Origin of the sequence: Mycobacterium sp. 1165178.9 (assembly GCF_001673555.1) — a bacterium.
GTDB lineage: Bacteria > Actinomycetota > Actinomycetes > Mycobacteriales > Mycobacteriaceae > Mycobacterium.
On sequence record NZ_LZMB01000351.1, the window covers coordinates 1 to 13912 of the forward strand.

The following is a 13912-nucleotide window of genomic DNA, read 5'->3' on the forward strand; positions in this document are numbered from 1 at the left end:
CACGCCGCGGGAGGGCAGTGTCGAGTGCCCGCCTTTCAGCGACAAGCCGGGCTTGGGCCCCCGCGCCCGCGGCACAGTCGCTCACTGGCGGGCAAACACCTGACACCCCGAAGGCTGGCGGGGCGCATGTGACGGGAGAGACGCAACGCGGCACCACCCCCGGCCGAACGAGAACAGCTTCGCCGATTTGGAGAAGGTAGTTCTCCGCAGTCGAGAGACCGATTACGATCGCTGGTGACCTGTGCCGGTGGCGCCCGGACCGAGTCCCGCCGCACCACAACGATCGGAGTCCATCATCGACGCCTGGATTCTCGACGCGGTCCGCACGCCCCGCGGGCGTGGCCGTCCCGACGGCGGACTGCACCGCGTACATCCGCAAGCCCTGCTCGCGCGGTGCCTCACCGCGCTGGCCGAGCGGGTCGGCTTCGATCCGGCCGGCGTCGACGACGTGATCGCCGGCAACGGCATCCTCAGCGGGGACCATGGCGACGACATCGCGCGCCTGTCGGTGCTGCTGGCCGGCTGGCCCGAGAGCGTCCCGGGGATGACGCTGAGCCGATTCTGCGGGTCGGGCCAACAGGCCGTGACCGTTGCGGCGGCGGGCATCGCCGCGGGCAGTGAGGATCTGGTGATCGCCGGCGGAGTCGAGTCGATGTCGCGCTGGGACGTCACGGCGGGCGTTCCGACCATCGACGGCAACAATCCGGATCTCCGCACGGTGTATCCGACTGTTCCGCAGGGTATTTCGGCCGACCTCATCGCCACCCTCGAGGGATTCAGCCGCGAGACGGTTGACTCCTACGCCGCGCAGAGCCAAAGCCGCGCCAGAGCCGCCATCGAGCAGGGGCGCTTCGATCGTTCACTGGTCGACGTGCCGACACCGGACGGCCGCATCGAACGCGACGAGCATCCTCGTCCTGGCAGCACCACCGAGTCGCTGGCCCGTCTCACACCGGCCTTCGCCTCGATGGGCGCTGCGTGTGCCGATGGTGAGCGGCGCACCTTCGACGAGATATGTCTGCAGCGCTATCCGGGCATCGACCGCATCGATCACGTGCACCATGCGGGTAATTCGTCCGGGGTCGTCGACGGCGCCGCCGCGGTGGCGCTGGCCTCCTCGAATTGGATGCACACCCATCGGGCAACGCCGCGTGCGCAGATCCGGACCACCGCGGCCATTGGCAGCGAGCCGATCATAATGCTCACGGCGCCCGGACCCGCGGCGCAGCGATGCCTCGAGCGCGCCGGCATGACCGTGGCCGACATCGATCTCTGGGAGATCAACGAGGCCTTCGCGGCCGTCCCGCTCAAGACGATGCGCGACCTCGACATCGACCCGGAGGTGGTCAACGTCAACGGCGGAGCCATCGCGCTCGGGCACCCCATCGGCGCCACGGGCGCCATGCTGATCGGCACGGTGCTGGACGAGCTCGAACGTCGTGATCTCACAACGGGACTGGTGACCATGTGCACCGGCGGCGGGATGGGCACGGCGACGATCATCGAGCGGGTATGACCGTGCCCGAAACCGTGGATCTCCAGCGGCCCTGCGACGGAGTCGTCATTCTGCGGCTCAATCGCCCGCAGCGGCTCAACGCCATCAACGAGGCAATGCAGACCGAATTGCTAGATGCGCTCAACCATTTGGCTGCCGACTCCGCGGTGCACGCCCTGGTGCTGACCGGCGCCGGACGCGGGTTCTGCGCGGGCATCGACATGCGCGACTTCGGTCCCTCGATGTTGGACGCGAGCGCGCCCGCTATGGACCGGATGCGCTTTCAGGAAAGGATGGCCGCCCTCGCCGAAGCGGTGCGGGCATTGCCGCAACCCGTCATCGCCGCCGTCAACGGCCCCTGCGTGGGCGCGGGACTTGCGCTGTGCCTGGCCGCCGACATCCGAATCTGCTCGACCGCAGCATCTTTCGCTAATGCCGCCATCCTGCTCGGGCTCTCGGGCGCCGAGATGGGCATGAGCTACCACCTGCCACGCATTGTCGGCACCAGCGTTGCCGCCGACTGGATGCTCACCGGCCGCACGGTGTCGGCCACCGAGGCGGACCGGCGCGGTTTGGTCAGCGACGTCATCGAGCCGGATGGGCTGTCCGATCGCGCGGTGGAATTGGCGTCGCTGATCGCCAGCCATGCCCCACTCGGCGCTCAACTGACCAAGCGCGCCCTTCAGGTCAACACCGACGCCGCCAGCCTGGCGTCGGCCATGGAACTGGAAAACCGCAACCAGGTGATTTCCCACGCGACCGACCAGGCGGCCGAGCGCCGCGAGAAGTGGTCTTCATGACCGGTCCCCTGCGCGGCGATCGCATCATCACGATGGGCGGGTTGGGGCCCCCTCCGTTTTGCGGAATGCTATTGGGAGACTTGGGTGCCGAAGTAATCCGCATCGACGCCCTCGCAGGCGTTGACGGCCCGCTGCCGATCGACCACACGGTCCGCCGCAGCCAGCGTTCACTGGCCGCCGACGTGAAGGATCCGCGGGGCGGGGACCTTTTTCATCGGCTGACCGCCGACGCGGACGCCTTCGTCGACGTGTACCTGCCGGGGGATCACACTCGCGAGGTGCTGCGCGAGCTGGGCCTCAACACCGACACCATCACCGCGCTCGAGGAGGCCGGCGTGGTGGCCCAAAGCAGCTCAGAGTGATCAACCAAGAGAGGACGACGCATGTCGTGGGACTTCTCCACCGACCCGGAGTGGGCAGAACAACTGCAGTGGGTCGAAGGCTTCGTGCGCGAAGAGTGCGAGCCGATCGACCTGATTGTCAAGGAGTCTCACGACCTCGGCGACCCGGTGCGTCAGGCGCTGATCCCGCCGTTACAGGACACCGTGAAAAAGCGCGGGCTGTGGGCGACCCACCTGGGCCCGCACCTGGGCGGTCCGGGCTTTGGACAGGTGAAACTGGCGCTGCTGAACGAGATTCTGGGGCGCTCGGAGTGCGCACCGATCGTCTTCGGCTCACAGGCTCCCGATTCCGGCAACAGCGAAATCCTGGCGCACTACGGCACACCCGAGCTCAAGGAGCGCTACCTGGAGCCGCTCTTGGACAACCGCATCATCTCGTGTTTCTCGATGACGGAGCCCCAGGGCGGAGCCGACCCGAAGGTGTTTCGCACCACCGCGGTGCAAGACGGCGATCACTGGGTCATCAACGGGGAGAAGTGGTTTTCATCGTTTGCGTCGATGGCGTCGTTCATCATCGTGATGGCGATGACCGATCCCGAGGCGCCGCCCTATGAGCGCTACTCGATGTTCGTCGTCCCCGGCGACACCCCCGGAATCAACGTGCTGCGCGACGTCGGGCTGGGTTACCAACCGACCGGCAATGGGCGCGAGGGCTATGTCCGTTACGAAAACGTCCGCGTGCCAGCTGACCACATGTTGGGCCCGCGCGGCGGGGCCTTTGTCGTCGCGCAGACCCGCTTGGGCGGCGGACGGATTCACCACGCGATGCGCACCGTGGGACTGGTCCGCCGGATCTACGACATGATCTGCGAGCGGGCGGTGTCGCGCTATACGCAGGGTGAGGCGCTGGCCAACAAGCAATTGGTGCAGGAGATGATCGCAGACTCGTGGATGGAGATCGAGGCGTTCCGGCTACTGACCCTTCAAACGGCTTGGAAGATCGACCAATTCAACGACTACAAAGCCGTGCGAGCCGACATCTCGGCGGTGAAGGCGATGATGCAGAAGGTCCTCCATGACGTGTCGTCTCGGGCGCTTCAGGTGCACGGGTCGTTGGGCACCACCCACGAGATGCCGTTCGTGCAGTATCTGGTGGAATCGTTTGTGCTCGGGCTGGCCGATGGTCCGACCGAAGTGCACAAAGTCACGCTGGCGCGGCTGCTACTGAAAGACCGTGAGCCCGCACCGGATCTGTTTCCCTCCGAGCATCTGCTGCGGTTGCGCGAGGCCGCGGAGGCCAAGTTCGCCGACAAGCTGGCGGGCATCTCCCGCGGATAGCCCGAATCAGACGGCTTTGGTGACACCGGCGTAGGACAGCACCACGTCGGATTCGTCGGTCACTCGATTCAGTACCGCATAGGAACGGATGAACGACTGGCCCACACACCCGTCGATCTTGACGTGAAAGTTGCTGACCATGACCCAGGGGTTCGGACCCCGAAACTGTTTCTTGACTACTGGCACCACCACTACGAGGCCGGGCTTGAGGCCTACATTGAGCACACCCGCGGTGGGAAAAAGAACCAACGGCAGCAGGTCGAACGGCACACCGGTCACCGGGCCCGTCACGCCCGGGGTGACGCCGGCGGTACCCCCGATCGTGACGCCATCGGATGTGCTCATGTCGATTCCGCAGCCGATCTCGTAACCCACCTCGAGGACGCCCTGGGGCTGTCCCGGTCCGACCAGGGATCCCACGAATATCCCGCTGGCGAGGTATTCGCGAGACGACACCGCGGTGGTCAACGGCGCCACCGGAACCTGCTGCTCGTCCCGGGCGCCCAGGCCCAGGGTCCAGCCGTCGGGAGTCTTGAGGATTGCCGGAGGGTTCGAGGGCAAGGATCCCTCGGCCACCGGCGCCGCTTCGGGAGGGGCCGCTTCGGCATCGGGATCTGCACCCGTCGTGGGCGCCGTGGGCAAAGAAATAGCCAGGCAAACGGCGACCGTCAGGGCGCGACGAATGACCACGGCTATGGGCCTCACAGGCGACACCGTACGCACCCGGATTTTCGCCCCGCGGAATTTGCTGGCCGGGAAATCGAAGTCGTTGTGTGTTTGTAACTGTTACGCGATATGGGGCGAAGGTAGAATCGACCGTTGAAAAAGCCATAACCCCGGGAAGAACCGAGGGAGGCGGCGATGATGCTTCGCCCGTGTGCCCATGGACTGCTCGTCGGCGCGACGGTGGCCATCGCCGTGGCGAGCGGCACCGGTGTCGCGCACGCGGGCCCGAACGTTGATCCGCGCCCTCAGCCGCCGGGGATCGACGAAGTATGGAGCCCGTTTCCGACTACTTGGACTAACCCGTCCAACGAGGGTCAGCCCGTAAGCGATACGGGCGATGTCGGAATGATCTGCGAAAATCTCTTGGTCCGCTGCCAGTAAGACGGTCGCGGCTAAGCCAGCGTGGACGCGGCGCGGTCCAGCAGTCTCGGTAAAACCGCTGCCATAGCTTCGAATTCGGGTCGCGGCGGAGCTCGTCGGCGATTGTGTTTGACGATCAGCGACCACGTCGCCGCAGATTTGAAGCACGCCAGCGCCATGAACCACGCCAAATTTCTTACCTCGCAACCCATCTCAGATCGATATAGCTCGACGAGCTCGGCGATCGGCGGCACCATACCGTCGGCCGGGGTGACCCGTCGGTAAGTGTCCGGGTCGCAGTTGATCAGGAACCAGCCCGCGTCGATGCGGGGATCACCTATCGACCAGATCTCCCAGTCGATGACCGCGTTGACGTGCGATCCGGCCGCGATTAGGTTGCCCAACCGGAAGTCACCGTGCACCACGCGGGGCGTCATTGCGCTCGGTGCGCAATGCAACAGCGTGTCCCGCACTTTCGGCCAGTCCGGCACCAGCGCGGGGTCGACGGTCCTCAGCGTGTCGGACCACCGGTGGACTTCGGCGACCGGATCGACCACGGGTTCATCGCGCAGTCCGAGCTCCGTTGGCGCGAGTCTGTGCAGCGCGGCCATGGCGCGGCACGCGTTGCGATACCGATCGCCGATACCGGGCACCGGGGCGCAATCGTCGAACAGCGGTTCCACAGACTCGCCTTCGACGTGCGTCATCACGTAGAGCGGTGGCGTGCCGGGCGGATCCCCCGCGTCCTCCCACAGCACCGTCGGCACCGGAACATCGCTCGCTTGAAGCGCTTTGATGATGCGGGCCTGGCGCAGCACGTCGCGATGCGCGACCGGTTCGACACCCGGCGGGGCTACTTTTATCACCACACGTTGGCCGGCCCTGGTGCCCGCGAAGGTAAGACTGGAGGCTCCGCCGGATAGCGGAGCGACGTCGACGACGCTGGCACCGTCGAGTCGCCGACGCAGCTCTGCGGGATCGAGCTCGACCATTCAGCCCGCCGACGCGGTCCAGCCGACCTCGGTGAGGAAGGGCTGGGTGTGTGCGATGCGCCCGGTCAGGGTCTTCGGATCACCCGTGCACAAACGGAATGCCGTTTCGGTGATCAGCGCGATGTCCTCGGTGTCGGCCTTGGCCAGATCGAGGGTGCCGGCGCCGGGCGTGGCCACGGGATTGGAGGGGGCGGCGGCGTTGACCGCGATTCCGTCGTTATACAATTCGGCCGCAAGGCTTTTCGTCAATCTATTGAGTGCGGCCTTGGCCGTACCGTAGATGCCGAAGCCGGCGGTCCGGTCGAACTCCGAGAACGGCGGCCCGGGCGGCAGGTCGCCGCCCACCGAAGTCAGGTTCAAGATCCAGCCGCGTCCGCGCTCGCGCATTGCGGGTATCACCAACTGGCACAGATGCAGCGGCCCGAGCACGTGCATCTCCATCATCAGCCGAGCGCGCCGCTCGGGAAACCCGTCCAGAGGCCGCAGGAATGTCACTGCGGCGTTGTTGACCAGGATGTCGGGGGAACCCACGGCGCTGACCACTTCGGCGAAAAGCCGTTCCCGGTCTTCCGATTGGGACAGATCCGCTTGGACCGCAATGGCTTTTCCACCCGCGGCGACAATCTCGTCGCGGGTCTGGCTCAGCGACCCCTGGTACTTCGGATCGGGGTCCATCGTGCGGGCGGTCAACGCCACCGTGGCTCCGCGTTCGGCCAGCCGCGCCGCGATAGCCCTGCCCAGGCCCCGGCTGCTTCCGGTGACCAGAGCCACCATCCCGTCGCAGCTCTGTGCGCTCATCGTCCGCCTCTCCGAACCCGTCCGTCGCTGGAAACGGCTTCTCCCTGCAAGAGAATGCCATTATCGCCGGTTGAGGGGAAGTCTGGGCTCGACGCGTTGCCCGTCAGCGCCGAAGTCGCGACGGGCCTGTCTTGCGCCGTAGTGCATCGACGGAGTAGGCGCCCCCGCCGTAGAAGACCAGCAGGAAAAAGGCGAAGCAGAAGAGGATGGCCAACGCTCCGCCGTTGCCTATGGGCGGATCGGCGACGGGCCACAGCGCCTTGGGTTGATGAATCCAGAAGTAGGCGACCGCCATCTGCCCCGAGGCGACGAACGCGACGGCGCGGGTGAACAATCCGCCGGCGATGAGCAGGCCCGCGATGATTTCGATCAGCCCGGCATACCAACCGGGCCAGGATCCGACCTCGACGACAACGGGCGAGCGGACGGGCCAGTCGAACAGGCTCCTCGACCCGTATGCGGCGAAGAGCAACCCGTAGACGCACCGAAACACGCTCAGTACGGCTGGGGCGTAGCGGGCCAGTCTTTGCTCCAGATTCGTGGTCACGCTGGCTAGGTTACGGTCGCGATCCGGACGAGCAGGCGCCGCCACAGCCGGTGCCGCCCGATTAGAACTCCAGTGGATGCCCGGCAAGCGCCATACGGCGCAAACCTTCGTCGGTGCAGGCGACGTCCACCGCCTGCCTGTTAGGTAAATACGTACGTGTACCCGGGTATGCAAGGAGGCGTTTTGACCTATCTGTTTCTCCTCGGCGCCATATTCTCAGAGGTGATAGCGACCAGCCTGCTCAAGAGCACCGAAGGCTTCACCCGGCTGTGGCCGACCGTGGTGTGCCTGACCGGCTATGCCGTCTCCTTCGCACTGCTGGCGGTGTCGATTTCGCGCGGTATGCAGACCGACGTCGCCTACGCGTTGTGGTCCGCTATCGGTACCGCCCTGATCGTGCTGATCGCCGTCGCGTTCCTGGGCTCGCCGATATCGGTGACCAAGGTTCTCGGCGTCGGGCTGATCATCGCTGGGGTTGTGACGCTGAATTTGACCGGCGCGCACTGACCGCGCGGCTCGTCCGCTGTGGCAACTAACGAGTCCGTGCGCTCCTGTCGCCGAACTACCCCGCGTCTGGCGCGCGGCTGGCCAGCCGTCGGGTGCACGGGTCTTGGCAAGCGTGGTTGATGCCCGGCACCAATTGATGCGCAACGTCAGCGCCGGTGCGGATCGTCAGCCACGCGACACTTCCGCCGACCATACATACGACTGCGATGATGATCATCGCGAGCGAGAAGCCGGAGCCAAGCGGCGTCCCTGGGGCCGCGTCGATCCTTGACGCGACTGGCAACACGGCAATTGCGACAAGGCCCGCGATCCGCGAAACTGCGTTGTTGACACCCGAAGCAGTTCCGGCATAGGCATCAGGAACAGCAGAAAGAACGGCTGCGGTCAGAGGCGCCACAGTGATCGCCAGGCCGACGCTGAAGATAATTACCGCGGGCAGGATTGCCGCCAGGTAGGTCGCCCCGGGCACGATGCGCGCCATCAAAGCCACGCCGCCCGCAGCGACCAACGGACCAACCGTCATCGGCAGCCTGGGGCCGGCCCGCTGCCCCAACGCACCGGCCAACGGCGAGCCGATCATCATGATGATCGTCATCGGCAGCGTCGCCAGCCCGGCCGCGGTGGCAGAGTAGTGCAGGCTTTGTTGCAGCTGCACCGTCAACAGAAACAACGCACCGCCGATCGCCGTGTACACGGCCAAGGTGGTGAGGTTGGCGCCGGTGAATTGCCTTGAGCGGAAAAGCTTCGGGGGCAACAGCGGCGATGGTGCGCGCCGTTCAATCAGGGGAAAAGCGACCAATGCCGTCAGCCCCATGCAGGCGCTGGTGGCAGTCACGAATGTCCAACCGCGCGAAGGGGTCTCGATGAGCGCGAAGATCACCCCCGCCAGACCGACCGTGACAGCGGCAGCCCCGAAGATGTCGGGGCCGCCGCGTGCGGTTCGATCGCAAGATTCCGAAATGTGCCGTGCAGCTATCCATGCCACCGCGACCGCCAGCGGAAGGTTCAAGAGGAAAACCCAGCGCCACGACGCCGCGTCTACCAGCCAGCCGCCGATCAACGGACCCAGCGCCGTCGTGACACCGGACATGCCCGCCCAGAGTCCAACGGCACGGCCGCGGTCGGCGTCGGTGATGCCGGCGTCGATCAGGGCGAGGCTGCCCGGGACCAACGCCGCCGCTCCCACACCCTGCACCAGCCGAGCACCGATCAGCCATCCGATCGTCGGCGCCAAACCGCAGCCGAGGGAAGCGATGCTGAAAACCACTAGTCCTGCAAGAAAGACCCGTCGGCGGCCGTACCGGTCGCCCGCAGCGCCTCCGGAGAGGAGCAAGGCGCTCAGCGTCAACAGGTAGCCATCGAGGACCCATTGCTGGCCGGTCAGACCCCCACCAAGCTCCCGGCCGATGGTAGGCAACGCAACGTTGACCACGGTCCCGTCGAGGAGCGCGATCCCCGAACCGAGGACGGCCGCGGCGATGAGCCAGCGCGCGCCGGACGACGCCAACGGCAGTTGACGTGGCTCCGTCGATTCACCGCCACCAGGCCGGCCCACGGTTGAGAATTCTGCGCTATCGTGGCGCCACCGCGGTCGGCGACCCCGGCTGGCAACGCTCTCTCGTCGTCAGTGCGTGAGCTTCCGTTCACGTGGCAGACGTCAATTCCGCTCCTGGTATGCAAACATCGCTGCAAGACTGACGGTCTGTCGCCCCGGGCCTCTCAGCGGCCCGGGGCAGTGCTGCCCGCCACCCACTAGCGAGTAGGACCCACCATGACCAATGTCGATCAGACGCCCTCCGACGGTTTCTCCCCCGGTAACCCCACCCGCGCCGACCTGATCGAGCACTCCCGCACCGGCATGGGCGCTGCGGCGCTGCAGCGAGCGATCAACGATCACCTGCGCTACTCGATCGGGCGGCCGGCGGCGGCCCGGCGTCCCGAGCACTACTACCGCGCGCTCGCCCTGGCGGTGCGGGACCGCATGCAGGACCGTCGGGTGGTCTCGACGCAGACCTCACTCGACCTCGGCCGCAAGGTGACCTGCTATCTATCGGCCGAATTCCTGATGGGCCCGCAACTGGGCAACAATCTGTTGAACCTGCAGATCGAGCGCGCGGCGCGCGACGCACTGGCGGCGATGGGCCAGAACCTCGACACCGTCCTGGCGTGTGAGGAGGAGCCCGGGCTTGGCAACGGCGGCCTGGGCAGGCTCGCCGCGTGTTATTTGGACTCGCTGGCCACCTTGGAGCGCCCGGCGATCGGCTACGGCATCCGCTACGAATTCGGCATCTTCGACCAGGAAATCCACGACGGCTGGCAGGTCGAGCAGACCGACAACTGGCTGGACAACGGAAACCCTTGGGAGATCGCCAAACCCGACGTCAGCTTCCTGGTCAAGTGGGGCGGCTACGCGGAGCACTACACCGATGACGCCGGTCATGACCGCGTCCGGTGGGTGCCCGGTCGGCTGCTGAAAGGCACCGCCTACGACACACCGATCCAGGGCTACGGCGTCAACACCTGCAACGTGCTGACGTTGTGGAGCGCGCGCGCCGTCAAGTCATTTGCTCTGGACGCCTTCAACACCGGCGACTACTACAAGGCGGTCGAGGACGAGGTCACGTCCGAAACCGTCACCAAGGTGCTGTATCCCAATGACGAGCCGGAGGCTGGCAAGCGACTGCGCCTGCTGCAGCAGTACTTCTTCGTGTCCTGCTCGCTACAACACGTGCTGCACATCATGGACGACCTCGCCGACGTGTCCGTCAAAGAGCTTCCTCAGCGGTTTGCATTACAGCTCAACGACACCCATCCCTCGATCGGGGTTGCCGAGCTGATGCGGCTGCTGGTCGACGAGCGCGAGCTGGACTGGGACGAGGCGTGGGACATCACCGTCGCGACGTTCGGATACACCAACCACACCCTGCTGCCGGAGGCGCTCGAGACCTGGCCGCTGGAGATCTTCGCCGAGTCGCTGCCGCGTCACATGGAGATCATCTACGAGATCAACCGCCGGTTCCTCGACGAGGTGCGCAGCCGCTTCCCCGGCGACGAGGACCGGGTCGCCCGGATGTCGTTGATCGGTGAGAACGGGGGCAAGAACGTCCGGATGGCGCACCTTGCCACCGTCGGCAGCCACGCCGTCAACGGTGTCGCCGCCCTTCACTCGGAACTGCTGAAAAGCAGTGTGCTGAAAGACTTTTACGAGATGTGGCCGGAGCGGTTCAGCAACAAGACGAACGGTGTGACGCCGCGCCGCTTCCTCGCGCTGGCCAACCCCGGGCTGCGCGAACTACTGGACCGCACGGTCGGTGACGGCTGGTTGACCGATTTGGACCGCCTGCGCGGGCTTGAGCCGTTGGTCGACGACGCCGCCTTCCGGCGCGAGTGGCATGACATCAAGCGCAACAACAAGTCACGCCTTGCCAAATACATCCATTCCGTGTCCGCCGTCGAGCTCAACCCGGACTGGATGTTTGACGTTCAGGTCAAACGCATCCACGAATACAAGCGCCAGCACCTCAACGTCTTGCATGTCGTCACGCTGTACCACCGACTCAAACAGAATCCCGGCCTGTCGATTCCCCAGCGGGCCTTCATCTTCGGCGGCAAGGCCGCCCCCGGCTACTTCTTGGCCAAGCGGATCATCAAGCTGATCAACGCCGTCGGGGAGACGGTGAACGCCGACCCCGACGTGAATCGGTTCCTCAAGGTGGCATTCGTGCCGAACTTCAACGTGCAGAACGCTCACATGATCTACCCGGCCGCGGACCTCTCCGAACAGATCTCCACCGCGGGGAAGGAAGCCTCCGGCACCGGGAACATGAAGTTCATGATCAACGGGGCGCTGACCATCGGCACCCTCGACGGGGCGAACGTCGAGATGCGCGACGAGGTCGGGGCGGAGAACTTCTTCCTGTTCGGGCTGACCGAGGAGCAGGTCGGGGCGGTCAAGGCCAACGGCTACCGTCCGACCGAGTACATCGACGGCAACGACGAGTTACGCGCGGTGCTGGATCTGATTGCCGGCGGGACGTTCTCGCGCGGGGACACCGAGGTGTTCCGGCCTCTGGTGGACAACCTGCGCTACGACGATCCCTTCCTGGTGTGCGCCGACTACGCGTCCTACCTCGACTGCCAGGAGCAGGTGAGCGCCGCGTGGGAAGACCGGGAATCGTGGACGAAGATGTCGATCCTCAATACCGCACGCAGCGGCAAGTTCTCGTCGGATCGTGCTATCACCGAGTACTGCGATGAGATATGGAACGTCTGGCCGCTGACGGTCAAGCTCTGATGGTGTCCGGGCGGACCCGGTACCGCGCCGGTAGTTAGCGGCAGTCCCGCAGCCAACACCAATCGGCTGCGCGGCAGAGCTGTCCGAAACGGACTAGGGTGGGCGCTCACGATCGACGGCAGGAGAGATGTGACTCGACGTTTCCGCAGCCTTGCCCTGGCTCCGCTGACCTTGGTGCTGCTGGCGCTGCTGCTCGCTCCGTCCGCGTCCGCTGACACCTACACAGACCAGCTGGTGAGCAGGTTCGACGCCCAGACGCACGTGGTGGTCGACCCCGGGGCCAGGCCACCGCTGCAGAATCCCGACAAGCTGAACCAACAGATCCTCACGAGCTCGTGGACGTGGAGCCCGGGCCCTCCGGTCTGGGTGGCGGCGGTATCCCCCGCCCAGAGCGGTGTGACCACGGCCGACGCCGTTCATGCCGCCATGTTGAACCGCAACGCCGAGTTCAGCGGCGTCATCCTGGTCATCGATTCTCGCGGCTATCACGTGCGCGCCTACGACGTGCCCAGGGCCATCGCGGAAAATGTCGATGAATTCATGAATCAATCGGCGAAAGAACACCGCAACGACCCCTACGGCGCTGCGAGCGCCTTCGTCGGCAAGCTGGCGAGCGTCAACGCCATCTCTCGAGGGCCGGTGACCACCTCTCCCGTCGCGCATGAAAAGCGCGACGCGTGGGCGTGGCTGAAGGCGACGCTGGTCATTTTCGGCATCGCGCTGGCAATGGCGGGCTTGCTCTGGTTCGCCGTGCACCGAAATCGTAAGCATCGCAAGGACACCGAGGCGCGCGAGGAGATCAAGCAGGAGCTGATCGCGGCTACGTCGAATGTCGGTGACCTCGACAATGCGGTGCTGACCGATGGCAGCACAGACATCAGCGCCGAGTCGTTGAAAGCCAACTCCAGCCTTTACGACGCCCGAAACGCTTATGAGAAAGGCGATTACGGCGCGGCGCGGGCGCATCTGCGGGTGGTGGAGGCCACGGTCGCGAAGGCCAACCGGAAGCTGGACCCACGGCAGCCCGCACCCAATGTCGCCGCCGTGAATTCGGTGCCGGCCGATGATCGCAAGCAGGCGACGGTGCGCGCCACGAACCCCGACACCGGTGAGTCGGTGACGATCAACAACAACAACTACAGCACCACTGCGCAGCCGGGCTACCCGTACTACTACGGCGGCGGCTACCACAACGGGATGTTCTTCTACCCCGGCTACTACCCGTACGCGTTCTGGGGTCCGGGCTGGACGTGGGCGCTGGCCGACGTGCTGCTGATGGACGCTCTGCTGGACGACCATTGGGGCGGCAGCTACGAGCGCGGCTTCGAGGCCGGCCGCGATTCCGCCTTCGCCGATGCCAACAACTACAGCTATGACGGTGGACAGGGAACCGGTTACGACAGCCCAACGGCAGACGTGGGGTTCACCGGCGGTGACTCGGGTGGCGCCGACGTCGGATTCGCCGGCGGCGACGGCGCATACTCCGGCGGCGGCGACGTTGGCTTTGGGGGCGGATGGGACTCGGGGGGCAGTTGGGACTCTGGAGGCTCCGATTTCGGCGGTGGATCGGACTTCGGGGGCGGGTCCGATTCCGGTGGTGGCGGCGACTTCGGGTTCTGATCGCCCCGGATGCGGTCAAGTCCGATCACTCCGGAAAGCACTGACGTCGGGGCGCGATCGAGTGCGGTAGCGTTCTTCGCGAGCCTTCGGTAGT

Annotated in this window: 12 protein-coding genes; 7 read left to right on the plus strand and 5 right to left on the minus strand. The window is 65.6% G+C overall.

The features are described 5' to 3' along the window. Positions 1-307: 307 nt before the first annotated feature. The 4 genes from A5652_RS15205 to A5652_RS15220 are packed head-to-tail and all read left to right on the plus strand — an operon-like array spanning position 308 to position 3974. Positions 308-1516: an acetyl-CoA C-acetyltransferase gene (locus A5652_RS15205; protein WP_156745355.1), complete on the plus strand. Its 1209-nt coding sequence runs from the start codon at positions 308-310 to the stop codon at positions 1514-1516. After that, positions 1513-2295, plus strand: a complete 783-nt coding sequence (locus tag A5652_RS15210; RefSeq protein WP_067352769.1) for an enoyl-CoA hydratase/isomerase family protein — start codon at positions 1513-1515, stop codon at positions 2293-2295. The genes A5652_RS15205 and A5652_RS15210 overlap by 4 nt, the downstream gene beginning before the upstream one ends. Beyond that, positions 2292-2657: a CoA transferase gene (locus A5652_RS15215; RefSeq protein WP_067352772.1), complete on the plus strand. Its 366-nt coding sequence runs from the start codon at positions 2292-2294 to the stop codon at positions 2655-2657. Before A5652_RS15210 ends, A5652_RS15215 begins: the two co-directional genes overlap by 4 nt. A 21-nt stretch (positions 2658-2678) precedes the next feature. Continuing rightward, positions 2679-3974 (plus strand): acyl-CoA dehydrogenase family protein, encoded by a 1296-nt coding sequence (locus A5652_RS15220; RefSeq protein WP_067352778.1) that lies wholly within the window; start codon positions 2679-2681, stop codon positions 3972-3974. 6 nt (positions 3975-3980) lie between these two features. On the opposite strand, the gene A5652_RS15225 is transcribed toward A5652_RS15220, so the two are convergent. From A5652_RS15225 to A5652_RS15240, 4 genes are all read right to left on the minus strand, one after another. Next, positions 3981-4664 (minus strand): MspA family porin, encoded by a 684-nt coding sequence (locus A5652_RS15225; protein WP_067352783.1) that lies wholly within the window; start codon positions 4662-4664, stop codon positions 3981-3983. 428 nt (positions 4665-5092) lie between these two features. Beyond that, the gene (locus A5652_RS15230) at positions 5093-6052 is read right to left on the minus strand and encodes a phosphotransferase family protein (RefSeq protein ID WP_067352786.1); all 960 of its coding nucleotides are present in this window, start codon (positions 6050-6052) and stop codon (positions 5093-5095) included. After that, a complete protein-coding gene (locus tag A5652_RS15235; RefSeq protein ID WP_067352789.1) occupies positions 6053-6850 on the minus strand; it encodes an SDR family NAD(P)-dependent oxidoreductase in 798 nt (265 codons plus the stop codon). 103 nt (positions 6851-6953) lie between these two features. Then, positions 6954-7397, minus strand: coding sequence for a DoxX family protein (locus tag A5652_RS15240; protein WP_067352791.1), 444 nt, complete (start codon positions 7395-7397; stop codon positions 6954-6956). A 183-nt stretch (positions 7398-7580) separates the two neighbouring features. Between A5652_RS15240 and A5652_RS15245 the strand changes: the two genes are divergently transcribed. After that, positions 7581-7904, plus strand: coding sequence for a multidrug efflux SMR transporter (locus A5652_RS15245; protein WP_082983921.1), 324 nt, complete (start codon positions 7581-7583; stop codon positions 7902-7904). A gap of 55 nt (positions 7905-7959) precedes the next feature. On the opposite strand, the gene A5652_RS15250 is transcribed toward A5652_RS15245, so the two are convergent. Further along, positions 7960-9459 carry an MFS transporter gene (locus A5652_RS15250; protein WP_232001203.1) on the minus strand — a complete coding sequence of 500 codons (1500 nt, stop codon included), beginning with the start codon at positions 9457-9459 and terminating at the stop codon, positions 7960-7962. A 303-nt stretch (positions 9460-9762) separates the two neighbouring features. Between A5652_RS15250 and A5652_RS15255 the strand changes: the two genes are divergently transcribed. Both A5652_RS15255 and A5652_RS15260 read left to right on the plus strand, forming a co-directional pair. Further along, positions 9763-12198 (plus strand): glycogen/starch/alpha-glucan phosphorylase, encoded by a 2436-nt coding sequence (locus A5652_RS15255; protein ID WP_067352808.1) that lies wholly within the window; start codon positions 9763-9765, stop codon positions 12196-12198. Positions 12199-12327: 129 nt separating this feature from the next. Beyond that, positions 12328-13818 (plus strand): hypothetical protein, encoded by a 1491-nt coding sequence (locus tag A5652_RS15260; protein WP_067352800.1) that lies wholly within the window; start codon positions 12328-12330, stop codon positions 13816-13818. Positions 13819-13912: the final 94 nt, after the last annotated feature.